Origin of the sequence: Streptomyces sp. WY228, from assembly GCF_019287315.1 — a bacterium.
In the GTDB taxonomy this organism is placed as follows: Bacteria; Actinomycetota; Actinomycetes; order Streptomycetales; family Streptomycetaceae; genus Streptomyces; species Streptomyces caviscabies.
This window is the reverse complement of the sequence record NZ_CP079114.1, coordinates 1456038-1479634: the sequence shown is the minus strand read 5'-3', so window position 1 is coordinate 1479634 and position 23597 is coordinate 1456038. Positions and strand designations below refer to the sequence as shown.

Genomic DNA, 23597 nt, shown 5'->3' with positions numbered 1-23597 from the left:
CCGGTGCTCGTGCTCGGCCTCGTACAGGCGTCCGACGTCTGAGTACGGGCCTGAGTACGGGCGCGGATGTGGTGTGCGCCACGTCGGGCGGATGCTGAACCCATGAGTGACACGACATCGGTCAAGCAGCAGAGCACCGCGGCCTTCTACCTGCAGGCCGTCGCCTCCTTCATGGTGGCGATCGCCGCGGTCGCCTTCGGTATCTTCTTCCTCGACGCCGACGCCTGGGTGCGCGGCTTCCTCGCCATCGGCGTGCTCTACCTCGTCACGTCCTGCTTCACGCTCGCCAAGGTGATCCGGGACCGCCAGGAGGCCGGGCAGATCCACAGCCGGGTCGACCAGGCCCGGCTGGAGAAGATCCTCGCCGAGCACGACCCCTTCCAGAAGCTCTGACCCCACGGGGTCGGCGGGACATCCCCTAAGCGCTTGCTCAGGTTCGGGGTATGGTGTGCGTCCTGCTGACGGAGAGGGGCCCTGGGCGATGAGTGCGGTGGAGGAGACGAGCGGCGAGGACGCGCCGTGGGGCGAGGTCACTCCCGAGGCGGCCAGGCGGCTCCTCGTCGCCGCCGTGGACGCCTTCGCCGAGCGCGGGTACCACGCGACCACCACCCGTGACATCGCCGGCCGGGCCGGGATGAGCCCGGCCGCGCTCTACATCCACTACAAGACCAAGGAAGAGCTGCTCCACCGGATCAGCAAGATCGGCCACGAACGGGCGCTGCACGTCCTCGACGCCGAGGCCGACCGGGACGGCACGGCCGCCGAACGGCTCGCCGGGGCTGTCCGCTCCTTCGTCCGCTGGCACGCGGAACGGCACACCACCGCCCGGGTCGTGCAGTACGAGCTCGACGCGCTGGGCGAGGAGCACCGCACCGAGATCGTCGCCCTGCGGCGCAGGAGCGACGCGGTGGTGCGCCGGATCATCAGCGAGGGGGTGCGGGACGGCGAGTTCGACGTCCCCGACATCCCCGGCACCACGCTCGCGGTGCTGTCCCTCTGCATCGACGTGGCCCGCTGGTTCAACGCCCAGGGCAGCCGCACACCCGACGAGGTCGGCGAGCTGTACGCCGACCTCGTCCTGCGGATGGTCAAGGCCCGCCGGGTTCAGAAGTAGTAGCGGGACACCGACTCGGCGACACAGGCCGGCTTCTCACTGCCCTCGCGCTCGACGGTGACGACCGCCGTGACCTGCACGCCGCCGCCCACCTCCGTGACCTCGCGGAGCACCGCGGTGGCCCGCAGCCGCGAGCCCACCGGGACGGTCGAGGGGAAACGGACCTTGTTGGTCCCGTAGTTGATGCCCATCTTCATGCCCTCGACCCGCATCACCTGCGGGACCAGTGCGGGCAGCAGCGAGAGCGTCAGATAGCCGTGCGCGATGGTCGTGCCGAACGGTCCGTCCTTCGCCCGCTCCGGGTCCACATGGATCCACTGGTGGTCCCCGGTCGCCTCGGCGAACAGGTCGATCCTCTTCTGCTCGATCTCCAGCCAGTCGCTGTGTCCCAGCTGCTCGCCCACTCCGTCCCGCAGCTCCTGCGCGGACGTGAAGATCCTCGGCTCTGCCATGTTCCCGGTCCCTGCCTTCCGGCTCGACGCGCTGTCCGCGCGATGTCTAAGCGCTTGCTCAGCATTGTCCGGAGGGGCGTTCCTGTCAACGACATGGCAGTAGGTTTGAGGGGTGCCACAGATCCCACAGACACTCCACGAACTCTCAGTCGGCCAGCTCTCGGCGCGCAGCGGCGCAGCCGTCTCGGCCCTGCACTTCTACGAGTCCAAGGGCCTGATCGCCTCCACCCGCACCAGCGGCAATCAGCGCCGCTACTCACGGGACGCGCTGCGCCGGGTCGCCTTCGTCCGGGCGGCACAGCGCGTCGGCATCCCGCTGGCCACGATCCGGGACGCACTCGCCGAACTGCCCGAGGAGCGCACGCCCAACCACGAGGACTGGGCCCGCCTCTCCGGGGCGTGGCGCAAGGAACTGGACGAGCGCATCACGCAGTTGCACCGCCTGCGCGACCATCTGACCGACTGCATCGGATGCGGCTGTCTGTCGCTGGAGACCTGCGTGCTGTCCAACCCCGACGACATCAGCGGTGAACGGATCACCGGCTCCCACCTGATGCCCGAGCGCAAACCGTCCTCCTGAGCGCCGGCGCACGACCGGACCCCTGGCCCTCCGGCCCCGTCCACCGGGGCCGGGCGGCCGCGCGGAACGCCGGGCCTCACGCCGCCTGTACGGCCGGCCTCCGGTGCCGCGGCAGCCGGGCCCTGGCCAGGGTGCGGTCGGTGAGCGCGGGCCGCGGCACGACGATCCCGCAGCCCGTGCACACCGGGCCCGCCCACGGCTCGTCGCCCCGCTCCTGCCGCCACTCGATGCCGGTGCCCGCGCAGACCGGGCAGGCGGAGCCGGGGCCGGCGCCGAGAGCCGCGATCAGCCGGCGCAGGACCTCGGCGAGCGGTTCGGTCGGATGGACGCCGGGGTCGGTGCAGCGGGCCACCCCGTGACCGCCCCAGGTGCGGCGGTGCCAGTCGTCGAACGCGCCGGGCCGCCGCAGGCCCGCGTGCTTCTCGCGCCGCCGCCGCTCGGCGAACCCCGCCTCGTACGCGAGCCACACGGCCCGCGCCTCCTCCAACTCGTCCAGCGCGCGCATCAGACGCACCGGATCGGGCGCCCGGTCCTCGGGATCGATCCCGTGCCGGGCGCACAGATGGTCCCAGGTCGCCCGGTGCCCGTACGGGGCGAACCTCTCCAAACACTTGCGCAGGGAATACCGCCGCAGGGCCAGATCACCCAGCGGATCGCGTACCTGTCTCGCAAGACTCCGGAAACCGGCCATGACACCGCCACCTCCGTCGCTCGTCCTTGGACGTCAAGGAATGGACGTACGCCTGCCCGTTTCGGCTCCATCGAAAGATGAAATCCGTCCATTGGCCGAGACACCCCATGTGGGACGGGGTGCCACGGGCGGAAGCGGAACGGCGCACGGGCCGGTGGTGCGCGGGCGTGCTTCCTCGCGCGGGTGGCGAAATCCCATGGCGGCGGCACGGCCCCGTGCGGTTGGGTTCCCCCATGACGACAGCTCGCCCGCGCCTGGAAATGATCACCGCCGACAATGTGCTCGACGCCTGTCGGCTGGAAGTAGCGCCTGAGCAGCGCAGGTTCGTCTCCCCGGTCGCGCAGTCCCTGGCCGAGGCCTATGTGCATCCCGACCTCGCCTGGCCCCGGCTGATCTGTGACGGTGACCGCGCCGTCGGCTTCGTGATGGCGTACTTCGACCTGCCGTTCGACTTCGACGCGGGGGTGCCGGACGCCCCGCCCCGCTCCGGGCTCTGGCGGCTCGCCGTCGCCGCCGGTGAGCAGGGCCGGGGCTACGGGCGGTTCGCCGTCGGAGCGGTCAACGAGGAGATCCGCCGACGCGGCGGGACGGTCTCGACCGTCACCTGGAAGCCCGGAGAGGGCGGTCCCGAGGAGTTCTACCTCGGGCTCGGCTACCGCAAGCGGGGCCTCACCGACGACGGCGAGTACCTCGGCGACCTGGATCTCGCGGCAGCCTGAGCCCGGGGGCTAGCCCCCGTACCGCAGATACCTCCGCCGCTTCGCCCGGAACGCCGACAGGTCCCGCTGCCAGGCCCGTACGACCTCGTCGGTGTCCGCGCCCGCGTCGATCATCGTGCGGACCCGGGTGTTCCCGGTGAGCTTGTCGATCCAGTTGTCCGGCCGCCAGGCGAAGCCGCTCCAGGTCTGCTTCGCCGTCACCAGCAGGGCGATCCCGGTGCGGACCGGGTCGAACACCTCCCGGTCCTGGACGTGCACCTGCACCCCGCCCACCGTCTTCCCCTCGAACTTGGAGAACACCGGAGCGAAGTACGCCTCGCGGAAGGCCACCCCCGGCAGCTCCAGCGCGTTCGCGGCGGCCGCCCAGCTACGGTCGATGCCCTCCGCGCCCAGCAGTTCGAAGGGGCGGGTGGTGCCCCGGCCCTCGGAGAGGTTCGTGCCCTCGAAGAGACAGGTGCCGGAGTAGACGAGAGCCGTCTCGGGCGTGGGCATGTTCGGGCTCGGCGGCACCCACGGCAGCCCGGTGTCGTCGAAGAAGTCCGAGCGCCGCCACCCCGACATCGTCACCACGTCCAGCCGCACCGGATTCTCGTGCAGGAACTCCGCGTTGAAGAACAGCGCCAGCTCCGCCACCGTCATCCCGTGCGCCTGGGCGATCTCCCGGCGGCCGACGAACGTGGCGAACGCCGGGTCCAGCACCGGCCCGAGCGCGGCCCGCCCGGTCACCGGGTTCGGCCGGTCCAGCACCACCAGGCGTTTGCCCGCGAGCGCGGCCGCCTCCATGCAGTCGTACAGCGTCCAGATGTACGTGTAGAAGCGGGCGCCCGCGTCCTGGATGTCGAAGACGACGGTGTCCACGCCCGAGGCGGTGAAGACGTCCGCGAGGTCCTGCCCGCTCTTGAGGTACGTGTCGTAGACCGGCAGCCCGGTCGCCGGGTCGTCGTAGCGCCCCTCGGAGCCGCCCGCCTGCGCGGTGCCCCGGAACCCGTGCTCGGGGCCGAACACGGCGGTCAGGTTCACCCGCGCGTCCGGGTGCATCACATCGACGATGTGCCGGACGTCGGCGGTGACGCCGGTCGGGTTGGTGACGATGCCGACCTTCTGGCCCCGCAGCAGCCGGTAGCCGTCGGCCGCCAGCCGGTCGAAACCGGTACGCACCCGGCCGCGTCCGGGCCCGGACCCGGGCGAGGCGGCGGCGGGACCGGTGCCGGCCGCCGTCGCCGCGAGCGCTCCCACGGCGCCTCCCGCGGCCAGCAAACCACGTCGGGACAGGCTCATTCCGCTACCTCCATGATCGCGCCGACTGTCATGGCCACGCACGCTAGCGCGGGCCGGGGCCGTGCGGAACGACCCGGGCCGCGCCGATTCCCCGGGCCGGCCCCCGTACTCCTCCCGGGCCCCCGTCCGGTCCGTTCCCGACCCTTCCCCGATGACATACCGACCGGTTAGTCTGCCGGTGCGGTCGGACGGGACCGGACGGGGCCGGACGAGGAAGGGCGGGATGACGATGGGTTCGGTGCAGGACGCCGGCGTAGTGGTCACAGGGGCCGGAGGCGGCATCGGAGCCGCCCTGGCCCGCAGGTTCGCCGCCGGGGGAGCGCGGGTCGTCGTCAACGACCTCGACCTCGCCCGGATCGAGCCGCTCGCGAAGGAGATCGGCGGGATCGCCGTCGCCGGGGACGCCTCGGGCATCGTGGACGCGGCCCGGGAGGCGCTGGACGGCACGGTGGACGTCTACTGCGCCAACGCGGGCCTCGCCTCGCCCGGCGACGCGTTCGCCGACGAGGAGGTCTGGGCCGCCGCCTGGGACGTCAATGTGATGGCCCATGTCCGCGCGGCCAGGGCCCTGCTGCCGGAGTGGCTGGAGCGCGGCAGCGGCAGGTTCGTCACCACCGCGTCCGCCGCCGGGCTGCTGACGATGATCGGCGCGGCCCCGTACAGCGTCACCAAGCACGGGGCGGTCGCCTTCGCCGAGTGGCTCTCGCTCACCTACCGCCACCGCGGCGTCAAGGTCCACGCGATCTGCCCGCAGGGCGTCCGCACCGACATGCTCACCGCCGCCGGTTCGGCCGGCGAGCTGGTCCTCGCCCCCGGCGCCATCGAGCCGGACGCCGTCGCCGACGCCCTGTTCGAGGCGATGGACGCCGACCGCTTCCTGGTCCTGCCGCACCCGGAGGTGGCGGGCTACTACCAAGCGCGCGCTGTCGAACCGGACCGGTGGCTGGGCAATATGAACCGCCTCCAGCAGAAGTGGGAGGCGAGCGGCGCATGAGCGACCAGAACCCCGGAACCGTGAACTCCGGACCTGCGGCCTCCGGGCCCGTGGACTCCGCCGCCACGACGTCCGCCGCGCCGGCCGCCGCCGGCTCCATCTACGCCGCCCAGCCCTGGCTCGCCCTGCTCAGCGACGCCCAGCGCGCCCCCGTCACCCCGCCCGCGACCGTGCTGCACGCCTGGCGGGCGGCCGTGGACCGGGCCCCGGACCGCCCGGCCCTGGCCTACTTCGACGGCCGCCTGAGCTACCGCGAGACCGACGCGCTGTCCGACTCGGTCGCCGGGCACCTCGCCGCCCGGGGGCTGCGCCGGGGCGACCGGGTCGCGATCATGCTCCAGAACAGCCCGCACTTCGTCCTCGCGCTGCTCGGCGCGTGGAAGGCCGGGGCCACCGTCGTCCCGCTCAACCCGATGTACAAGTCCGGCGAGGTCGGCCACGTACTCAAGGACGCCCAGGTCACCGCGCTGATCTGCGCGGACCGGGCGTGGGAGGCGTATCTGCGGGACACCGCGGCGGCCGCCCCGGACCTCACCATCGCCCTCACCGCCTGCGAGCTGGACCTCCAGAGCGTGAACGACCCCCGCGTCCTCGGCTTCGAACGGCTGCCCGCCCCCGGCCCCGACGACCTCGCGGACGATCTGCTGGCCGCCGCCCGCGCCGGCCACCCGGCCCCGGCGGACCGCGAGCTCACCGCCGCCGACACGGCGCTGATCAGCTACACCTCAGGCACCAGCGGCACCCCCAAGGGCGCGATGAACGCCCACGGCAACATCATGGTCAACGCCGAACGCCAGCGCACCGGCCATCCGATCGCCGAGGGCTCCGCCTACTTCGCGCTCGCCCCGCTCTTCCACATCACCGGCATGGTCTGCGAGCTCTCCGCCTGCTTCGCCAACGCGGGCACCCTCGTCCTGGCCTACCGCTTCGAGGCGGGCGTCGTCCTGGAGGCCTTCGCCGCCCACCGCCCCGCCTACACCGTCGGCCCCTCCACCGCCTTCATGGCCCTGGCCGCCCACCCGGACGTCACCCCGGACCACTTCTCCTCGTTCCGGGTGATCTCCTCCGGCGGCGCGCCCCTGCCGCCCGCACTCGTGGAGAAGTTCCGCGCGGGCTTCGGCCCGTACCTCCGCAACGGCTACGGACTCACCGAGTGCACCGCCCCCTGCGCCTCGGTCCCGCCCGAGCACGAGGCCCCCGTCGACCCGGTCTCCGGCACCCTCTCCGTCGGCGTGCCCGGACCCGACACCGTCGTACGGATCCTCGACGAGGAGGGGCGGGAGGTGCCCTTCGGGGAGCAGGGAGAGATCGCGGTGCGCGGCCCCCAGGTCGTCTCCGGCTACTGGAATCTCCCCGAGGCCACCGCCGCCGCCTTCCCGGACGGCGAGCTGCGCACCGGCGACATCGGGTTCATGGACGCGGCGGGCTGGCTGTACGTCGTCGACCGCAAGAAGGACATGATCAACGCCTCCGGGTTCAAGGTCTGGCCCCGCGAGGTGGAGGATGTCCTCTACACCCACCCGGCGGTGCGCGAGGCGGCCGTCGTGGGCGTGCCCGACGCGTACCGGGGGGAGAGCGTCCGGGCGTACGTGAGCCTGCGTCCGGGGGCCTCCGTGGAGCCCGGCGAGCTGGGCGCGTACTGCGAGGAACGGCTCGCCGCGTACAAGTATCCGCGCGAGGTGGAGATCCTGACCGAGCTGCCGAAGACGGCGAGTGGGAAGATCCTCAGGCGGGAACTGCGTTCCCACCGCTAGAACAGCGTCGAAACAGCACACGCACAGTACGAAAGGAAGGTGGCGGCTCATGGCCAAGGCGACGGATCAGAACGGCACTCCCGTCCCTCAGAGGCTGCTGGCCGCCGCCACCCGGCTCTTCGCCGAGCGCGGGTACGACCGCACCTCGGTCCAGGAGATCGTCGAGGCGGCGGGCGTCACCAAGGGGGCGCTGTACCACTACTTCGGCTCCAAGGAGGACCTGCTCCAGGAGGTCTACGCCCGGGTGCTGCGGCTCCAGCAGGAGCGCCTGGACGCCTTCGCGGGCGCCGAGGCGCCCGTCGAGCAGCGGCTGCGCGACGCGGCGGCCGACGTGGTCGTCACCACCATCGACAACCTGGACGACGCGGCGATCTTCTTCCGCTCCATGCACCACCTGAGCCCGGAGAAGAACAAGCAGGTGCGCGTCGAGCGCCGCCGCTACCACGAGCGCTTCCGGGCCCTGATCGAGGAGGGCCAGCGCGCCGGCGTGTTCTCCTCGGCCACCCCCGCCGACCTGGTCGTCGACTACCACTTCGGCTCGGTCCACCACCTCTCCACCTGGTACCGCCCGGACGGCCCGCTCAGCCGCCAGGAGGTCGCCGACCACCTCGCGGACCTGCTGCTGCGGGCCCTGCGTCCGTAGGGGGCGTCCGGCCCTCCGGCACCGGAGGGCCGACCCGGTGGCCCGCTCCGCTCGGCGGGGCGAGTCTGGATGTATGAGGTTCGTCCGGCCTCCACCGGAGGCGTCAGCGTTCACGGGGAGAGGTCTGTTCGTTAATAGAACGGACCTGTCCGGTTTCCGCTCTTGACGGAGCACTGTCATTTCCCTGAGCATCGGTCACGCATCGCGCACAGCCAGCTCCAGGACCCGACCGGGCACCGCGCGGCCGGGTACCCCCCGCACGTTCCGTCAGTCCCCAACGGAATCCGGAGCCCGTGAATGAGACCGAACCGCTTCACCCTGCGCAGATCCCCCGCGGCCGTCGCCGCCGTAGCCCTCGGAGCCCTCCTCGCGACCGCCGCGCCCAGCGCCCAGGCCGCCGGGGCGCCGACCCCGGAGGCGGTCGCGGCGGCGGCGCCCGACATCCCCCTGGCCAACGTCAAGGCCCACCTCACCCAGCTCTCGACGATCGCCGCGAACAACGGCGGCAACCGCGCCCACGGCCGCCCCGGCTACAAGGCGTCCGTCGACTACGTGAAGGCCAAGCTCGACGCGGCCGGATTCACCACCACGCTCCAGCAGTTCACCTCCAACGGCGCCACCGGCTACAACCTGATAGCCGACTGGCCCGGCGGCGACGCGAACAAGGTCCTGATGGCCGGGGCCCACCTCGACTCGGTCTCCTCCGGCGCCGGGATCAACGACAACGGCTCCGGCTCGGCCGCGGTGCTGGAGACCGCCCTCGCCGTCTCCCGCGCCGGGTACCAGCCCGACAAGCACCTGCGGTTCGCCTGGTGGGGCGCCGAGGAGCTGGGGCTGATCGGCTCGAAGTACTACGTCAACAACCTGCCGTCCGCCGAGCGTTCCAAGCTCTCCGGGTACCTCAACTTCGACATGATCGGCTCGCCCAACCCCGGCTACTTCGTCTACGACGACGACCCGGTCATCGAGAAGACCTTCAAGGACTACTTCGCGGGCCTGAACATCCCCACCGAGATCGAGACCGAGGGCGACGGCCGCTCCGACCACGCCCCGTTCAAGAACGTCGGCGTCCCCGTCGGCGGGCTCTTCACCGGCGCGGGCTACACCAAGTCCGCCGCCCAGGCGCAGAAGTGGGGCGGGACCGCGGGCCAGGCCTTCGACCGCTGCTACCACTCGTCCTGCGACAGCCTGAGCAACATCAACGACACCGCCCTGGACCGCAACAGCGCCGCCGCCGCCCACGCGATCTGGACCCTGTCCTCCGACAGCGGCGAACCGCCCACCGGCGAAGGCGTGTTCAGCAACACCGACGATGTCGCCATCCCGGACGCGGGAGCCGCGGTGACCTCGTCGATCGCGGTCACCGGACGGACGGGCAACGCCCCGGCCGCCCTTCAGGTGGGCGTCGACATCAAGCACACCTGGCGCGGCGACCTGGTCGTCGATCTGCTGGCGCCGGACGGCAGCGCGTACCGGCTGAAGAACTCCAGCAGCGGCGACTCGGCCGACAACGTCATCACGACGTACACGGTCAACGCCTCGAGCGAGGTGGCCAACGGCTCCTGGAAGCTCCGCGTCCAGGACGTGGCCCGTCAGGACACCGGCTACATCGACAGCTGGAAGCTCACCTTCTGATTCCCGCCGTACGTGTACGGCCGCGGCCCCCTCCCGACGAGCACCTCGGGAGGGGGCCGCACCGCCGTCCGTCACACGTACCGCTTGATCTCCCGCCGGGCCAGCGACCGCTGGTGCACCTCGTCCGGCCCGTCCGCCAGCCGCAGCGTCCGTGCCGAGGCCCACAGCTCCGCCAGCGGGAAGTCCTGGCTCACCCCGCCCGCGCCGTACAGCTGCACCGCGGAGTCCAGGATGTCCACCACCGCGCGCGGAGTGGCGATCTTGATGGCCTGGATCTCGGTGTGCGCGCCCTTGTTGCCCACGGTGTCCATCAGCCAGGCCGTCTTCAGCACCAGCAGCCGCAGCTGCTCCACCGTGACCCGGGCGTCCGCGATCCAGTTCTGCACGACGCCCTGCGCGGCCAGCGGCTTGCCGAACGCCGTACGCGCCACCGCCCGCCGGCACATCAGCTCGATGGCCCGCTCCGCCATCCCGATCAGCCGCATGCAGTGGTGGATCCGGCCCGGACCCAGCCGCGCCTGCGCGATGGCGAAACCGCCGCCCTCCTCGCCGATCAGGTTCGCCGCGGGCACCCGTACGTCGTGGAAGACCACCTCGGCGTGACCGCCGTGCGAGTGGTCCTCGTACCCGTACACCTGCATCGCGCGCCGCACCTCCACGCCCGGGGTGTCGCGCGGCACCAGGATCATCGACTGCTGGCGGCGGATGTCCTCGCCGTCCGGATCGGTCTTGCCCATCACGATGAAGACCGCGCAGTCCGGGTTCATCGCCCCGGAGATGTACCACTTACGGCCGTTGATGACGTAGTCATCGCCTTCCCGCGTGATCCGGGTCTCGATGTTCGTCGCGTCCGAGGACGCCACGTCCGGCTCCGTCATCGCGAACGCCGAGCGGATCTCCCCGGCGAGCAGCGGCTCCAGCCACTGCTTCTTCTGCGCGTCGGTGGCGAACTGGAAGAGCACCTCCATGTTCCCGGTGTCCGGGGCCGCGCAGTTCGTCGCGGTCGGCGCGAGGTGCGGGGAGCGTCCGGTGATCTCCGCGAGCGGGGCGTACTGGAGGTTCGTCAGCCCGGCCCCGTACTCCGCGTCCGGCAGGAAGAGGTTCCACAGCCCCTGCCGCCGCGCCTCGGCCTTCAGCTCCCCGACGACCGCGGGCGTGTCCCACGGCGAGGCGAGCCGGGCCCGCTGCTCCTCGGCGACCTGCTCGGCCGGGTACACGTGCTCGTCCATGAACGCGAGCAGCCTGCTCCGCAGCTCCTCGGTACGGGCGTCGAATGCGAAGTCCATGGGGGTTCAGCCTTCCTGGAGGGTGGTGAGGCCGTGCTCGATGAAGGCGGGGACCAGATCGCCGATCCGGTCGAAACCCGCGCCGACCGTCTGGCCGAGGGTGTAGCGGTAGTGGATGCCCTCCAGGATCACGGCGAGCTTGAACCAGGCGAACGCGGTGTACCAGGAGATGGCGGAGGTGTCCCGGCCCGAACGGGCCGCGTAACGCTCGATCAGCTCGGCGGGGGACGGGTGGCCGGCCGCGCCGCTGGTGGTGGAGACCGGCGACTCGGGCAGCCCGAGGTCGGAGCTGTACATCACGAGCAGCCCGAGGTCGGTCAGCGGATCGCCGAGCGTGGACATCTCCCAGTCGAGGACGGCCTTGATCCGGTCGTCGGAGCCGAGCAGCACGTTGTCCAGGCGGTAGTCGCCGTGGACGACGGTGGGCGCGGGGGAGGAGGGCAGCGCGCGGCCGAGGGCGGCGTGCAGTTCGTCGATGCCGGCCAGGTCGCGGTTGCGGGAGGCGTCCAGCTGCTTGCCCCAGCGCCGCAGCTGCCGGTCCAGGAAGCCCTCGGGACGCCCGAAGTCCCCGAGCCCGACGGCTTCGGGGTCCACGGCGTGCAGGTCGACCAGGGTGTCGACGAGCCCGAGGACCGCCGCCCGGGTGCGCTCGGCGCCCAGTGGGGCGAGCTGCTCGGCGGTGCGGTACGGGGTGCCCTCGACGTACTCCATCACGTAGAACGGGGCGCCGATCACCGCGTCGTCCTCGCAGAGCAGCAGGGGCTCCGGCACGGGTACGGCCGTGGGGTGCAGGCCGCTGATCACCCGGTGCTCGCGCGTCATGTCGTGCGCGGTGGCCAGCACATGGCCGAGCGGAGGCCTGCGCACCACCCACTGTCCCGTCCCGTCGCCGACGACGTACGTGAGGTTCGAGCGACCGCCCTCGATCAGCCGCGCTTCGAGGGGTCCGCTCACCAGCCCCGGCCGCTCGCGGTCGAGATGGCCACGCAGCAGCTCCGGGTCGAGACCTGGTGGGGGGACTGGGCTCATGGTGCGTACCTCCGGGCGACGGCGATGGTGATGGCTATGGCTGCGGAACGAGGTGTCCGAACGATCCCAACCATGATGCCGACCAGTCGGTATGTCGTCCAGTGCCTCCCCGGAACCGGTCGACGGGAAGTCCGTCACGACCCTGGCGGCGATATGCATCCTTGAATACAGTTCATGTATGCATACAGCTCTGGTGATCGACGACGTCCGGCTCACCCCGATCCTCGTGTCCGACCCGCCCCTGCTGAACACCCAGGGCGTCCACCAGCCCTACACCCCGCGCCTGATCGTGGAGGTCGTCACCCGGGACGGAACGACCGGCGTGGGGGAGACGTACGGCGACAGCGCCTACCTGGAGCCCGCGCGTTCGCTCGCCGAGGCGCTGCCCGGCCGGGCGGTCACCGATCTGAACGGACTGTTCGCCCTGGCCGAGGAGGTGTGCGGGGACGCGCACCCGCACACGGCCGACGACCGGGTCGACGCCGGCGGGCTGCGCGGCGTCAGGAACGCCGAGAAGATCCGGCTCTCCGTCGTCTCCGCCTTCGAGGTCGCCTGCCTGGACGCCCTCGGCAGGATCCAGGGCCTGCCGGTGCACGCCCTGCTCGGCGGCAAGGTCCGCGACACCGTCGAGTACAGCGCGTACCTCTTCTACCGCTGGGCCGCCCACCCCGGCGCGGGCGAGACCGACGACTGGGGCGCGGCGCTCGATCCGGCCGGCGTCGTCGCCCAGGCCCGGCGCTTCGCCGACACGTACGGCTTCGGCTCCTTCAAGCTCAAGGGCGGCGTCTTCGAGCCCGACCGGGAGATCGCCGCGATCCGCGCCCTGGCCGAGGCGTTCCCGGGCCGACCGCTGCGCCTGGACCCGAACGGCGCCTGGACCGTACCCACCTCGCTGTACGTCGCCGACCAGCTGAAGGGCGTCCTCGAATACCTGGAGGACCCCACCAGCGGCACGGACGGCATGGCCATCGTCGCCGCGTCCACCGACGTCCCGCTCGCCACCAACATGTGCGTCACCACCCTCGCCGAACTCCCGGACGCCTTCGCCCGCGACGCCGTCCGGATCGTCCTGAGCGACCACCACTACTGGGGCGGCCTCACCCGCACCCGGGAACTGGCGGCCATCTGCCGCGCGTTCGGCGTCGGCCTCTCCATGCACTCCAACACCCACCTCGGCATCAGCCTCGCCGCGATGACCCACGTCGCCGCCACGGTGCCGGACCTCGCGTACGCCTGCGACAGCCACTACCCCTGGCAGACCGAGGACGTCATCACCGAGCGCCACACCTTCACCGACGGCCGGCTGACCGTCTCCGACGCCCCGGGCCTCGGCGTCGAACTGGACCGCGACCGCCTCGCCGCCCTGCACCGCCGCTGGCTGGAGGACGACGGCGGTCACCGCGAGCGGGACGACGCGGCGGCGATGCGCGTCGCCGACCCGGAGTGGGAGACACCGACGGTCCCGCGCTGGTGAGCCGTCCGGCGACGGCCGACACACCGCCTACGCCGGCTCCTCCTCGTCCCACTTCTGCGCGGCGGCGAACGCCTCGCCGTGCTCCGCCGACCAGCGGCCCAGCGCCTCGATCGGCTCCAGCAGCGTGCGGCCGAGCGGCGTGAGCGCGTACGCGGCGTGCGGGCCGGAATCCTCCGCCGCCCGGCGCTCGACCAGTGCGTACGACTCCAGCCTGCGCAGCGTCTCGGTCAGCACCTTGGAGCTGATGGAGCCGATCGAGGCCCGCAGATCCCGGAACCGGCGCGGCCCCGGCGCCAGCGCGCAGATCACCACGGCGTTCCAGGTGTTGGCCAGCAGGTCGAAGCCGAGCCTGGCCCGGCAGTCCGCGAGCACCCGGTCCATGTCCTCACCTCTCCCGCTCTCTCCGGTCTCTCCCGCCGGGCCGGTGGGCACCGAACGGTAACCACCGGCCCGCCTAGCGTTCCGTACCGAGCACATCACACCGGACGGCGGACGAGGAGAGATCCATGCGGATCGGCATCATCGGAACGGGCTCCATGGCCCAGGCGCTCGGAGGCTCCTGGGCCCGGGCCGGGCACGACGTCCTCCTCGGAGGCCGCTCGCCGGACCGCACCCGCCTCCTCGCCGCGCGCACCGCCGCGCACGCGGGCACCCCGGCCGAGGCCGCCGCCTTCGGTGACGTCACCCTGCTAGCTCTGCCGTACGACGCGGTGGCCGGCGTCCTGGCCGCCCTGCCGCCGCTGCGCGACCGGGTCCTGATCGACTGCACCAACGCCGTCGGCCCCGGATACACACTCACCACCGGCGACGGGCCCGGGGCCGCGCGGACGATCGCCGACGCGACCGGGGCCCGGGTCGTCAAGGCGTTCAACCACCTTCCGGCCCACCTCTGGTCCACGCCCCGGCCCGAAGCCCCGGGCCCGACGACCGTCCCGCTCTGCGGCGACGACGAGGCGGCCCTCGCGCTGGTCGCGGAGCTGGTCCGGGACCTGGGCCACCGGCCCCTGACGGTCGGCGGGCTGGACCGGGCCGCCTACCTGGAGACCACCACCGCCTTCCTCATCGGCCTCTGGCACTCCGGCCACGACCCCCGCACGCTGCTGCCGCCGCTCACGGCGGTACGGCCCTGAGTTGCGGCGACCCTGACCTGCGCGGAAGGTCGAGGGATGAAGGCGATCAGCTACCACGCGTACGGCTCCGCGGACGTCCTGGAGTACGGCGAGCGGCCCGACCCCAAGGTCGGCCCCGACTCCGTCCTGGTGAAGGTCCGGGCCGCCGCCGTCAACCCGGTCGACTGGAAGGCCCGCGAGGGCTACCTCCAGGCGGGCCTCGAAGCCGTCTTCCCGGTGATCCCCGGCTGGGACGTCTCCGGGGTCGTCGTGCAACCCGGCGTCGCCGTCGACGAGTTCGCGGTGGGCGACGAGGTCATCGGCTACGTCCGCGAGGACTTCCTCTCGCGCGGTACGTTCGCCGAGTACGTCGCCGCCCCCGTGCGCACCCTCGCCCGCAAGCCGCTGCGCCTCAGCTTCGAGGAGGCGGCGGGCCTGCCGCTGGCCGGGCTGACCGCGTACCAGGTGCTGCACCGCACGCTGAAGGTCCGCGAGGGCGACACGGTCCTGGTCCACGCGGCGGCCGGCGGCGTCGGATCGCTCGCCGTCCAGATCGCCCGGCACGCCGGCTGCCGGGTCGTCGGCACCGCGAGCGCCCGCAACCACGAGCATCTGCGCAGCCTGGGCGCGGAGCCGGTGGAGTACGGCGAAGGCCTCGTCGAACGGCTGCGGGAACTGGTCCCGGGCGGCTTCGACGCCTCCTTCGACACGGTGGGCGGCGACGCCCTGCGCGCCTCCGCCGACACCCTCGCCCCGGGCGGCCGACTCGCCTCCATCGCGGACAGCGAGGTCTTCTCCTACGGCGGCCGCTACGCCTTCGTGCGCCCCGACGCCCACGATCTGGCCCAGGTCGCGGAACTGGCCGAGCAGGGCATCGTCACCGTCCACGTGGACCGGGTGTTCCCGCTGGAACAGGCCGCCGACGCGTACCGGCTCAACCAGGAGGGGCGGACCCGCGGCAAGATCGTGGTGACGGTGGACTGGGACGCCTGAGGAACCCCGCCGGCTCGGGTACGCGCGGAAGCCGTCCTGCGGTCAGAACAGCATCGCCGCCGCGAACACCGCCAGCGCCACCGTGCACAGGGTCGCCGCGAGCGCGGCGCGCGGCGCGAGCGGAGCGGGACGCGCCGCCGCCATCCGCAGCATCCGGCGGTGGGCCACCAGCAGGAACCCCAGCCAGGCCAGCGCGCTCAGCGAAACCGCGACCAGCGCGGCCGGGGTCGCCCCGGAGTGCAGCGCCTGCCGCCCCGCCAGCACCGCGACGACCGTGGCGGACAGCGTCGTACGCCGCCAGGCCAGCCGGGTCCGCTCGGGCTGCAGCCCGGGATCCCGGTCCGCCGTCGCCGTCACCTGCCCTCCCAGCCGAAGAGGACCACCACCACCATCGCCACCGCGACGACGGCGACCACCAGACTCAGCAGCGTCGGAAAGCGGGACACCGGCAGATCCTCGCCCCGCCGCATCGCCCGCTCGCAGCGCACCCAGTGGTTGACCGCCCGCAGCGCGCAGAGCACCCCGGCGGCCAGCAGCCCGAGCGCGAGCCCGGCCCGCACGCCCCACGCCAGCTCGGGCAGGAACTGGTCGACGGCGAAACCCCCGCCGATCAGGGCCAGAGCCGTCCGGATCCAGGCGAGGAACGTCCGCTCGTTGGCCAGCGAGAACCGGTAGTCGGGGGTGTCGCCCTCCTCCCGGACCCGCTGCGGCGCGAACCACAGCCGTACGCTCTGCGCGATCTTGTTCACACGGGAAACCCTAGGCGGTGTGCGCGGCGCGGGCCCGGTCAGCCGGCCCGGAGCTCCCGCAGCCTCCGGTACGCCTCGACCCCGTCGGGCACCCAGGGCCAGTCGCCGAGCCGCCGCTCCAGCTCCTTCTCGTCCAGGAAGGCGTGCCAGGCGACCTCCTCGGCCTGCGGGTCCACCGGCAGCTCGCACCGCACCTGGTAGACGGCCGACCACCAGGTGTGCCCGCCGTCGGCGTAGAGGAACCGGAACAGCGGCTCCGGCTTCGGCAGCCCCGAGACCCCCAGCTCCTCCTCCGCCTCGCGCAGCGCCGCCTCGTCGTAGGACTCGCCCGCGCCCACCACCCCGCCGACGAACATGTCGTAGTGCGAGGGGAAGACCAGCTTCGTGGCCGTACGCCGGTGGACGAAGACCCGGCCCCGCGCGTCGCGCGCCTCGATGAACACGCAGCGGTGGCGCAGCCCCCGTGCGGTCGCCTCGCCGCGCGGGGCCTGCCCGATGACCTCGTCGTTCTCGTCGACGATGTCCAGGATCTCGTCAGAGGGCGTCATACGTTTCATCCAACAGCACCCGGACGGTTGACGTGGCAGCGGCCGGTACCCAAGATCTGACGCACGGGTAACTTGAACGATTCTCCCGCCCCTGAGCCGCCCCGAACAGGATGGAACCCATGGCGTACGACGCTGATGTGATCGTGATCGGGGCAGGACTCGCCGGGCTGGTGGCCACCGCCGAACTGGTCGACGCCGGCCGTTCCGTGATCCTCCTCGACCAGGAGCCCGAGCAGTCCATCGGCGGCCAGGCGCACTGGTCCTTCGGCGGCCTCTTCCTCGTCGACTCGCCCGAGCAGCGCAGGCTGCGGATCAAGGACAGCCGGGAACTGGCGCTCCAGGACTGGTACGGCACGGCCGGGTTCGACCGCGAGAAGGAGGACCACTGGCCGCGGAAGTGGGCCGAGGCGTACGTCGACTTCGCCGCCGGTGAGAAGCGCTCCTGGCTGCACCAGCAGGGGCTGCGGATCTTCCCGGTCGTCGGCTGGGCGGAGCGCGGCGGCTACGACGCGACGGGCCACGGCAACTCCGTCCCCCGCTTCCACATCACCTGGGGCACCGGCCCCGGTGTCGTCGCCCCCTTCGAACGGCGGGTCCGCGAGGGCGTCGCCAAGGGGCTCGTCCGGCTGAGGTTCCGCCACCGGGTCACCGGCCTCGCCCGCACCGCCGGGGCGCTGGACACGGTCACCGGCGAGATCCTGGAGCCCAGCGCGGCCGAGCGCGGCACCGCGAGCAGCCGGGAGGCCACCGACACCTTCGAGCTGAAGGCCCAGGCGGTCGTCGTCACCTCCGGCGGCATCGGCGGCAACCACGAACTGGTCCGCGCCCAGTGGCCCGAGCGCCTCGGCACCCCGCCCGAGAAGATGCTGTCCGGGGTGCCCGCGCACGTCGACGGGCTGATGCTCGGCATCGCCGAGAAGGCGGGCGCGCACCACATCAACCGCGACCGGATGTGGCACTACACCGAGGGCATCGAGAACTGGAACCCGATCTGGGCCAAACACGGCATCCGGATCCTGCCCGGCCCCTCGTCGCTCTGGCTGGACGCGCGCGGCAAGCGGCTGCCGGTCCCGCTCTTCCCGGGCTTCGACACGCTCGGCACCCTCGAACACATCATGGGCTCCGGCCACGGCTACACCTGGTTCGTGCTCAACCAGCGCATCATCGGCAAGGAGTTCGCGCTCTCCGGCTCCGAGCAGAACCCGGACCTGACCGGCAAGTCGGTCCGCGACGTGATCGGCCGGGCCCGCGCGGATGTGCCCGCACCGGTCAAGGCGTTCATGGACCACGGAGCCGACTTCGTCGTGGAGAAGGACCTCGACGCACTCGTCCGGGGCATGAACGCGGTGACGGGCGACGGCCTGATCGACGCGGCCGAGCTGCGCCGCGAGATCACCGCCCGCGACCGGGAGATCGCCAACCCGTTCACCAAGGACCTCCAGGTCACCGCGATCCACGGGGCCCGCGCCTACCTGGGCGACCGCCTGATCCGCACCGCGAAGCCGCACCGGATCCTGGACCCGGCGGCGGGCCCGCTGATCGCCGTCCGCCTCAACATCCTCACCCGCAAGTCCCTGGGCGGCCTGGAGACCGACCTGTCCTCCCGCGTCCTGACCGCCGAGGGGACCCCGATCCCCGGCCTGTACGCGGCGGGCGAGGCGGCGGGCTTCGGCGGCGGCGGAGTCCACGGCTACCGCTCCCTGGAGGGCACGTTCCTGGGCGGCTGCATCTTCTCGGGCCGAGCGGCGGGCAGGGCAGCGGCGCAAGCGCTTTGAGCCTTTCAAGCCCCTCCGGCGATTGAGGAGCGGGGCCCGGGGCGGAGCCCCGGCAGTCAGATCAACCGCTCGACCACCCGAAACCGCTCAGCCACGATCATCGTCCCGTCATGCACCGTGAACGCCGGATCTCCCATCGCCTCCCGCATCTCCGCACTGTGCCAGAACCGCTCGTGCCCCGCCCGCCACTCCGCCACCGAGGCATACCCCTCACCCTCGTCCAGCGCATGCCGCAGATCCACGGCTCCCAGCGGCAGCACCCGTACGTCGGTCACCTCGACCACCGCGACCTCCCGCCCGTCCGAGTCGATCAGCGCGGAGCGCTCGCCCACCGGCGGCAGCTCCTCCTGCTCCAGCTCGTACTCGCGGAGCAACCCGGTGGTGGACACCTTCTCGCCGGAGAGCACGGCCGCCACCAGCCGGTCGCGCAACGGCCCGGGAAAGGCGAGAAGGAAGGGCTTCAGAGGTTCGTGTCGCTCCATGCGACCAGTGTGGCACCAGTGTGTCCGGCGTCACCCCGCCCCGCCCGCACGCTGCGCCGATACGGTCGACGGTTCGACCAGATCAAGCCAACTGGCCGGTATGCCGGAGCAGTTGCGGGCCGACGCCCCTTGACGTGGGGCATTGCCTACCGCTTTGCTGTGCGCGATCATCTGCTCGCACACCGCATCGAAAGAAGTCCGCGGCATGCCCCCGCCTCCGCCGCCCCTGGGCCGCTCCCGTCGTCGGGGCAGCCGCTCGGACCACGTCTTCGACCCGGCCCTCGACGACGACGAACTCATCGCCGCACGCGGCCGCTTCACCCAGGGCAGATGGTCCGAGGCGCGCACCCTGCTGGTGGACACCGGGCGGGACTGGGACCGGCGCGGACATCGTTTCCTGGCCCTCGCCGAGACCTCGTCCGCCGTGGACTGGGCCGGTGACTGGCTGCTCGTCGAACCCGAGAGCGCCGACGCCGCCATCCTGCTCGGCTGCGCCCGGGTCGCTCGCGCGCTGCGGCCCAAGGCCAAGGCGAACGACGCCGCCCGCGCCCGCGAAGCCTGCCTGGCCGCCGCCCGCCTCACCCCGGAAGACCCCACCCCCTGGCTCGCGCTGCTCCTCCTGGACCGGGCCCGCGACGACGGCGTGGACGAGACCGGCAGGCTCTTCGAGGAGGTGCGCTCCCGCCACCCGGACCACCACCACGCCCACCATGTGATGACCGCGCTGCTGGCCGAGAGCAACCCCGCCAGCGGCCACGACCCGCTTCACGAGGTGTACGACTTCGCCGCCTGGGCCGCCGAACTGGCCCCCGCCGACTCCCCGCTGGCCGTGCTCCCGGTCGTCGCCCACGCCGAGCGCTACCGCGTCCTGGTCGCCGCCGGCATCGAGTCCGACGACCCGGCGGCCTCCGAGCACTGGTCCGGACGCCGGGCCCGCCAGGTGATGAAGGCCGCCTTCGACTGGTGGCTGGAGTGGGAGCGCGAGGACCACCCGCGCCACCGCCTCGACCTGAACTTCCTGGCGCACGCCAAGGTCTGCGAGGGCCGGCCCGCCGAGGCCGCCGCCCTCTTCCACCGCATCGGGCCCTACGCCACCGCCGCGCCCTGGTCGTACTCCGGCCGGGAGCCCCACGCCGCGTTCACCGCCGCGCGCGCCTACGCGCTCGGCACCCCGTGAAGCACGAAGGACACCACCCACCACGCCCACCGCGCTCACCATGAAGAAGGGACCAACCCCGCCATGTCGACCGGCAGTTCATTTTCCAGTGAGACCGGCACCACGAGGGGAACGGCCGATACCGGCGGGATCAACACCTACAAGGGCGAGGAGCGCGCCCTGCGCGCGAACCGGCTCGGCACCCCGGGCCTCCTGCTGTCGGTGGTCGCGGCCAGCGCTCCCCTGATGGTGGTCGCCGGGGTGATGCCCACGGTCTTCGGCGTGATGGGCATCGTCGGCCAGCCGCTGCTCTACATCATCCTGGGCCTCGTCCTGATGCTGTTCAGCGTCGGTTACGCGGAGATGAGCCGGCACGTCCACAACGCCGGCGCGTTCTACGCGTACATCGCCCGCGGGCTCGGCCCGACCGCCGGCGCCGGGGCCTCGCTCGTGGCGCTGGTGGCGTACAGCGCGATGCAGGTCGGCATCTACGGGATCCTCGGCTTCGAGGTGTCCGGCATCTTCGCCACGTACCTCGACATCGAGCTGGCCTGGTGGATACCGGCCCTGGTGTCGGCCGCCGTCGTCGGCGTCCTCGGCTGGCTGAAGATCGACCTCAACGCCAAGGTGCTCGGCGTCCTGCTGGTCATCGAGTGCGCCCTCGTGGTGATCTTCGACATCGCCGCTGTGAGCAAGCCGGGCCCCGAGGGCCTGTCGCTGCACGCCTTCAACCCCGAGACCCTCACCGGCGCCGGGCTCGGCACCGCGCTCTGCTTCTGCATCGCCGCGTTCGTCGGCTTCGAGCAGGCCCCGGTGTACGCGGAGGAGACCAGCCGCCCGCAGATCGTGGTCTCCCGAGTGATGTTCCTCGCGGTGGGCTACGCCGCGCTGTTCCTGGCGATCAGCTCCTGGGCGCTGACCGTCGCGGCCGGACCCGGTTTCATCGCCGACACCTCTCTCAAGGAGGGCCCCGGCATGCTGTTCGGCCTCACCGAGGAGCGGCTCGGCTCCACCTTCACCGACATCCTGCACATCCTCTTCGTCACCGGTATGTTCGCGGCCCTCCTCAGCTTCCACAACGTGGTGGCCCGCTACGCGTTCGCGATGGGCCGCGAGGGCCTGCTGCCCGCCCGCTTCGGCCGTACCAACCGGGCCAGCGGAGCCCCCGGCACCGGCTCGCTGCTCCAGTCCGCCGTCTCCGTCGTGATCATCGCGGCCTTCGCCTTCACCGACGACAACCCGGTCGGCGACCCGACCGCCCCGGTCCTGCGGCTGTTCACCTGGATGGGCAACGTCGGGGCGCTCGGCGTCATCCTGCTGATGGCCGCCGCCTCCTTCGCCGTCATCGCCTTCTTCGTCAAGCGCGGCGCCGGCCGTGCACAGGCCCCGCGTCTGGTCGCCTCCGCCCTCGCCGGACTCGCACTGCTGGCGATCGCCGTCTTCACCGTCCGCGACTTCGACGTCCTCGTCGGCTCCGGACCCGGCTCGGCGCTCAACTGGCTGCTGCCCGGCGTGATCATCCTCGCCCTCGCCGTCGGCCTGGTGTACGGCGCGGTCCTGCGCTCGGTCAAGCCGGAGGTGCACGCCCGGATCGGACTCGGCAACGAGGCGTTCCAGCTGGAGAAGGCGGCCGAGAGCGAGTCGGCCCGCCGCTGACCGCTCCCCGAGGGGGCCGGGAGATCTTACCGAACGATGACGAGCACCCGCATCCCCTGGTGACAGGGGAGTGCGGGTGCTCGAATGTCCGGGTGGACAACCGCCCGACCGATACCGAAGGCGCCCCCGTGGGCCGCCGCCTCGTCCTGTCCGTGCTGGGACTGGGCGCTGCCGCCGTTGCGGGCGCGCCGCTGCTCCAGCGAGGCATGGAGAACGGCCTCGGCGCGCTCGCCGACAAGGACCCGACCGGGCTGACAGGGCTGCTGCCCAACGGCGGCGGGTTCCGCTACTACTCCGTCGCCTCCTCCGTACCGAAGAAGGGCCCCGCCGACTACCGCCTCACCGTCGGCGGACTCGTCGCCCGGCCCTCCACGTACACACTGTCCGATCTGCGGGCCCTGCCGCAGACCCGGATGGTCCGGGACGTCCAGTGCGTCACCGGCTGGCGCGTCCCCGACACCCCCTTCGAGGGCGTCAGGCTCTCCGAGATCCTCGACGCGGCCGGAGTGCGCCCCGGCGCGAAGGCCGTCCGCTTCACCTGTTTCGACGGCGCCTACAGCGAGAGCCTCACCCTCGACCAGGCCCGCCGCCCCGACGTGCTGGTCGCCCTGCGCATGCAGGACCGGGGCCTCACCCACGCGCACGGCGGTCCCGTCCGCCTGTACGTGGCCCCGATGTACTTCTACAAGTCGGCGAAATGGCTCTCCGGGATCACCGTCACCGACGCGGTCCGCCCCGGCTACTGGGAGGAGCTCGGCTATGACGTCGACGCCTGGGTCGGACGGTCCAACGGCCGCGATGACACCCCCACCGCCTGAACCGGCCTCCCGGGTACACCGGTTCGGCCCGGCGCAGCGCTGGGTGCACCGGACGACATCCTGGCTCGTGCTCCTCTGCGTGGCGACCGCAGCCTGCCTGTACGTGCCCCAACTGTCCGAACTCGTCGGCCGTCGCCGGCTCGTGGTGACCGTCCACGAGTGGTCGGGCCTGCTCGTCCCCGTACCGCTGCTGCTCGGCCTGGCCTCCCGTGAGCTGCGCGTCGACCTGACCCGGCTCAACCGGTTCGGGCCGCACGACCGGCGCTGGCTTCGGGCGGTGCGCCGCCGCGACCACCGGGCCTCGGCACGGCCTGCCGGCAAGTTCAACGCGGGCCAGAAGCTCTACGCGTCGTGGATCGCCGGGGCGCTCCTCGTGATGCTCGGCACCGGGCTGCTGATGTGGTTCACCTCGCTCGCGCCCCTGGTGGTACGCACGGGAGCCACCTTCGTCCACGACTGGCTGGCCCTCGCCATCGGCATCGTGCTGGCCGGTCACCTCGCGATGGCGTACGCCGATCCCGAGGCGCGGCGCGGCATGCGGACCGGGTCGGTCGACCCCCACTGGGCGCGGACCGAACACCGGCTGTGGCAGCCGGAAGAGGGCCGGCCCCCTTCACCCTCCCGGGCGGGCGACCGGCCCCCTGCGGAGTCCGGGACGTAAC

General features: G+C 72.2%; 26 protein-coding genes. 16 read left to right on the top strand and 10 right to left on the bottom strand.

Annotated elements, in window-relative coordinates:
- The first annotated feature begins 102 nt into the window (after positions 1-102).
- Both KV381_RS06215 and KV381_RS06210 read left to right on the top strand, forming a co-directional pair.
- The gene (locus tag KV381_RS06215) at positions 103-393 is read left to right on the top strand and encodes a YiaA/YiaB family inner membrane protein (RefSeq protein WP_030085680.1); all 291 of its coding nucleotides are present in this window, start codon (positions 103-105) and stop codon (positions 391-393) included.
- Between the two features lie 88 nt (positions 394-481).
- Positions 482-1114 (top strand): TetR/AcrR family transcriptional regulator, encoded by a 633-nt coding sequence (locus tag KV381_RS06210; protein WP_103537194.1) that lies wholly within the window; start codon positions 482-484, stop codon positions 1112-1114.
- On the opposite strand, the gene KV381_RS06205 is transcribed toward KV381_RS06210, so the two are convergent.
- Positions 1105-1566 (bottom strand): MaoC family dehydratase, encoded by a 462-nt coding sequence (locus KV381_RS06205; RefSeq protein WP_086778726.1) that lies wholly within the window; start codon positions 1564-1566, stop codon positions 1105-1107. The genes KV381_RS06210 and KV381_RS06205 overlap by 10 nt on opposite strands.
- 112 nt (positions 1567-1678) lie before the next feature.
- On the opposite strand from KV381_RS06205, the gene soxR reads away from it, so the two are divergent.
- Positions 1679-2146 carry a redox-sensitive transcriptional activator SoxR gene (soxR, locus tag KV381_RS06200; protein WP_030085674.1) on the top strand — a complete coding sequence of 156 codons (468 nt, stop codon included), beginning with the start codon at positions 1679-1681 and terminating at the stop codon, positions 2144-2146.
- A 76-nt stretch (positions 2147-2222) separates the two neighbouring features.
- Here soxR and KV381_RS06195 read toward each other — a convergent pair whose 3' ends face one another.
- Entirely contained in the window at positions 2223-2837 is a 615-nt protein-coding gene (locus KV381_RS06195; RefSeq protein WP_030085672.1) for a hypothetical protein, read from the bottom strand.
- A gap of 233 nt (positions 2838-3070) precedes the next feature.
- Here KV381_RS06195 and KV381_RS06190 point away from each other — a divergent pair, with 233 nt between their 5' ends.
- Entirely contained in the window at positions 3071-3556 is a 486-nt protein-coding gene (locus KV381_RS06190) for a GNAT family N-acetyltransferase (RefSeq protein WP_030085670.1), read from the top strand.
- A 9-nt stretch (positions 3557-3565) separates the two neighbouring features.
- On the opposite strand, the gene KV381_RS06185 is transcribed toward KV381_RS06190, so the two are convergent.
- On the bottom strand, positions 3566-4834 hold the full coding sequence (locus tag KV381_RS06185) for an exo-beta-N-acetylmuramidase NamZ domain-containing protein (protein ID WP_030085668.1): 1269 nt from the start codon (positions 4832-4834) through the stop codon (positions 3566-3568).
- Between the two features lie 223 nt (positions 4835-5057).
- Here KV381_RS06185 and KV381_RS06180 point away from each other — a divergent pair, with 223 nt between their 5' ends.
- The 4 genes from KV381_RS06180 (at position 5058) to KV381_RS06165 (ending at position 9860) form a co-directional block, all read left to right on the top strand.
- Complete coding sequence (locus tag KV381_RS06180) at positions 5058-5828, top strand: SDR family oxidoreductase (RefSeq protein ID WP_218784824.1); 771 nt, start codon at positions 5058-5060, stop codon at positions 5826-5828.
- Positions 5825-7582: an AMP-binding protein gene (locus tag KV381_RS06175; protein WP_247595061.1), complete on the top strand. Its 1758-nt coding sequence runs from the start codon at positions 5825-5827 to the stop codon at positions 7580-7582. Before KV381_RS06180 ends, KV381_RS06175 begins: the two co-directional genes overlap by 4 nt.
- Positions 7583-7631: 49 nt before the next feature.
- A complete protein-coding gene (locus KV381_RS06170) occupies positions 7632-8225 on the top strand; it encodes a TetR/AcrR family transcriptional regulator (RefSeq protein WP_030085662.1) in 594 nt (197 codons plus the stop codon).
- Between the two features lie 297 nt (positions 8226-8522).
- Positions 8523-9860 carry a M28 family metallopeptidase gene (locus KV381_RS06165; protein ID WP_218784822.1) on the top strand — a complete coding sequence of 446 codons (1338 nt, stop codon included), beginning with the start codon at positions 8523-8525 and terminating at the stop codon, positions 9858-9860.
- Between the two features lie 71 nt (positions 9861-9931).
- Here the strand turns inward: KV381_RS06165 and KV381_RS06160 are convergent, their stop codons facing one another.
- Both KV381_RS06160 and KV381_RS06155 read right to left on the bottom strand, forming a co-directional pair.
- Positions 9932-11146, bottom strand: a complete 1215-nt coding sequence (locus tag KV381_RS06160; protein WP_218784820.1) for an acyl-CoA dehydrogenase family protein — start codon at positions 11144-11146, stop codon at positions 9932-9934.
- 6 nt (positions 11147-11152) lie between these two features.
- A complete protein-coding gene (locus KV381_RS06155) occupies positions 11153-12175 on the bottom strand; it encodes a phosphotransferase family protein (protein WP_218784818.1) in 1023 nt (340 codons plus the stop codon).
- Between the two features lie 178 nt (positions 12176-12353).
- Here KV381_RS06155 and KV381_RS06150 point away from each other — a divergent pair, with 178 nt between their 5' ends.
- Positions 12354-13649, top strand: a complete 1296-nt coding sequence (locus KV381_RS06150; RefSeq protein ID WP_030085656.1) for an enolase C-terminal domain-like protein — start codon at positions 12354-12356, stop codon at positions 13647-13649.
- A gap of 27 nt (positions 13650-13676) precedes the next feature.
- On the opposite strand, the gene KV381_RS06145 is transcribed toward KV381_RS06150, so the two are convergent.
- Positions 13677-14030: a helix-turn-helix domain-containing protein gene (locus tag KV381_RS06145; RefSeq protein WP_218784816.1), complete on the bottom strand. Its 354-nt coding sequence runs from the start codon at positions 14028-14030 to the stop codon at positions 13677-13679.
- A 125-nt stretch (positions 14031-14155) separates the two neighbouring features.
- Here KV381_RS06145 and KV381_RS06140 point away from each other — a divergent pair, with 125 nt between their 5' ends.
- Both KV381_RS06140 and KV381_RS06135 read left to right on the top strand, forming a co-directional pair.
- On the top strand, positions 14156-14779 hold the full coding sequence (locus KV381_RS06140) for an NADPH-dependent F420 reductase (RefSeq protein WP_193464473.1): 624 nt from the start codon (positions 14156-14158) through the stop codon (positions 14777-14779).
- 36 nt (positions 14780-14815) lie between these two features.
- Positions 14816-15751, top strand: coding sequence for an NADP-dependent oxidoreductase (locus KV381_RS06135; protein WP_030085650.1), 936 nt, complete (start codon positions 14816-14818; stop codon positions 15749-15751).
- A 42-nt stretch (positions 15752-15793) separates the two neighbouring features.
- Here the strand turns inward: KV381_RS06135 and KV381_RS06130 are convergent, their stop codons facing one another.
- Genes KV381_RS06130 through KV381_RS06120 form a run of 3 tightly spaced genes read right to left on the bottom strand, consistent with a single transcriptional unit; the run spans position 15794 to position 17048 of the window.
- A complete protein-coding gene (locus KV381_RS06130; protein WP_030085648.1) occupies positions 15794-16108 on the bottom strand; it encodes a DUF202 domain-containing protein in 315 nt (104 codons plus the stop codon).
- The gene (locus KV381_RS06125) at positions 16105-16500 is read right to left on the bottom strand and encodes a YidH family protein (RefSeq protein WP_030085646.1); all 396 of its coding nucleotides are present in this window, start codon (positions 16498-16500) and stop codon (positions 16105-16107) included. Before KV381_RS06125 ends, KV381_RS06130 begins: the two co-directional genes overlap by 4 nt.
- Positions 16501-16538: 38 nt before the next feature.
- Positions 16539-17048: an NUDIX hydrolase gene (locus KV381_RS06120; RefSeq protein WP_218784814.1), complete on the bottom strand. Its 510-nt coding sequence runs from the start codon at positions 17046-17048 to the stop codon at positions 16539-16541.
- 119 nt (positions 17049-17167) lie between these two features.
- Between KV381_RS06120 and KV381_RS06115 the strand changes: the two genes are divergently transcribed.
- Positions 17168-18823 (top strand): FAD-binding dehydrogenase, encoded by a 1656-nt coding sequence (locus KV381_RS06115; RefSeq protein WP_030085642.1) that lies wholly within the window; start codon positions 17168-17170, stop codon positions 18821-18823.
- A gap of 56 nt (positions 18824-18879) precedes the next feature.
- Here the strand turns inward: KV381_RS06115 and KV381_RS06110 are convergent, their stop codons facing one another.
- Positions 18880-19305 carry an ASCH domain-containing protein gene (locus KV381_RS06110; protein ID WP_193464474.1) on the bottom strand — a complete coding sequence of 142 codons (426 nt, stop codon included), beginning with the start codon at positions 19303-19305 and terminating at the stop codon, positions 18880-18882.
- 205 nt (positions 19306-19510) lie between these two features.
- On the opposite strand from KV381_RS06110, the gene KV381_RS06105 reads away from it, so the two are divergent.
- The 4 genes from KV381_RS06105 to KV381_RS06090 all read left to right on the top strand — a co-directional run bounded on the left by KV381_RS06105 (position 19511) and on the right by KV381_RS06090 (position 23596).
- A complete protein-coding gene (locus tag KV381_RS06105; protein WP_030085638.1) occupies positions 19511-20482 on the top strand; it encodes a hypothetical protein in 972 nt (323 codons plus the stop codon).
- A 63-nt stretch (positions 20483-20545) separates the two neighbouring features.
- Entirely contained in the window at positions 20546-22117 is a 1572-nt protein-coding gene (locus KV381_RS06100; RefSeq protein ID WP_218784812.1) for an APC family permease, read from the top strand.
- A 92-nt stretch (positions 22118-22209) separates the two neighbouring features.
- Positions 22210-22935, top strand: coding sequence for a molybdopterin-dependent oxidoreductase (locus KV381_RS06095; protein WP_030631143.1), 726 nt, complete (start codon positions 22210-22212; stop codon positions 22933-22935).
- Positions 22916-23596, top strand: a complete 681-nt coding sequence (locus KV381_RS06090; RefSeq protein ID WP_050495747.1) for a cytochrome b/b6 domain-containing protein — start codon at positions 22916-22918, stop codon at positions 23594-23596. Before KV381_RS06095 ends, KV381_RS06090 begins: the two co-directional genes overlap by 20 nt.
- The last annotated feature ends 1 nt before the right edge of the window (position 23597 follow it).

Coding starts and splice junctions, on each gene's coding strand:
- KV381_RS06215 (WP_030085680.1), top strand. CDS start 103: ATGAGTGACACGACATCGGTCAAGCAGCAGAGCACCGCGGCCTTCTAC.
- KV381_RS06210 (WP_103537194.1), top strand. CDS start 482: ATGAGTGCGGTGGAGGAGACGAGCGGCGAGGACGCGCCGTGGGGCGAG.
- KV381_RS06205 (WP_086778726.1), bottom strand. CDS start 1,566: ATGGCAGAGCCGAGGATCTTCACGTCCGCGCAGGAGCTGCGGGACGGA.
- KV381_RS06195 (WP_030085672.1), bottom strand. CDS start 2,837: ATGGCCGGTTTCCGGAGTCTTGCGAGACAGGTACGCGATCCGCTGGGT.
- KV381_RS06190 (WP_030085670.1), top strand. CDS start 3,071: ATGACGACAGCTCGCCCGCGCCTGGAAATGATCACCGCCGACAATGTG.
- KV381_RS06185 (WP_030085668.1), bottom strand. CDS start 4,834: ATGAGCCTGTCCCGACGTGGTTTGCTGGCCGCGGGAGGCGCCGTGGGA.
- KV381_RS06180 (WP_218784824.1), top strand. CDS start 5,058: ATGACGATGGGTTCGGTGCAGGACGCCGGCGTAGTGGTCACAGGGGCC.
- KV381_RS06175 (WP_247595061.1), top strand. CDS start 5,825: ATGAGCGACCAGAACCCCGGAACCGTGAACTCCGGACCTGCGGCCTCC.
- KV381_RS06170 (WP_030085662.1), top strand. CDS start 7,632: ATGGCCAAGGCGACGGATCAGAACGGCACTCCCGTCCCTCAGAGGCTG.
- KV381_RS06165 (WP_218784822.1), top strand. CDS start 8,523: ATGAGACCGAACCGCTTCACCCTGCGCAGATCCCCCGCGGCCGTCGCC.
- KV381_RS06160 (WP_218784820.1), bottom strand. CDS start 11,146: ATGGACTTCGCATTCGACGCCCGTACCGAGGAGCTGCGGAGCAGGCTG.
- KV381_RS06155 (WP_218784818.1), bottom strand. CDS start 12,175: ATGAGCCCAGTCCCCCCACCAGGTCTCGACCCGGAGCTGCTGCGTGGC.
- KV381_RS06150 (WP_030085656.1), top strand. CDS start 12,354: ATGCATACAGCTCTGGTGATCGACGACGTCCGGCTCACCCCGATCCTC.
- KV381_RS06145 (WP_218784816.1), bottom strand. CDS start 14,030: ATGGACCGGGTGCTCGCGGACTGCCGGGCCAGGCTCGGCTTCGACCTG.
- KV381_RS06140 (WP_193464473.1), top strand. CDS start 14,156: ATGCGGATCGGCATCATCGGAACGGGCTCCATGGCCCAGGCGCTCGGA.
- KV381_RS06135 (WP_030085650.1), top strand. CDS start 14,816: ATGAAGGCGATCAGCTACCACGCGTACGGCTCCGCGGACGTCCTGGAG.
- KV381_RS06120 (WP_218784814.1), bottom strand. CDS start 17,048: ATGACGCCCTCTGACGAGATCCTGGACATCGTCGACGAGAACGACGAG.
- KV381_RS06115 (WP_030085642.1), top strand. CDS start 17,168: ATGGCGTACGACGCTGATGTGATCGTGATCGGGGCAGGACTCGCCGGG.
- KV381_RS06110 (WP_193464474.1), bottom strand. CDS start 19,305: ATGGAGCGACACGAACCTCTGAAGCCCTTCCTTCTCGCCTTTCCCGGG.
- KV381_RS06105 (WP_030085638.1), top strand. CDS start 19,511: ATGCCCCCGCCTCCGCCGCCCCTGGGCCGCTCCCGTCGTCGGGGCAGC.
- KV381_RS06100 (WP_218784812.1), top strand. CDS start 20,546: ATGTCGACCGGCAGTTCATTTTCCAGTGAGACCGGCACCACGAGGGGA.
- KV381_RS06090 (WP_050495747.1), top strand. CDS start 22,916: ATGACACCCCCACCGCCTGAACCGGCCTCCCGGGTACACCGGTTCGGC.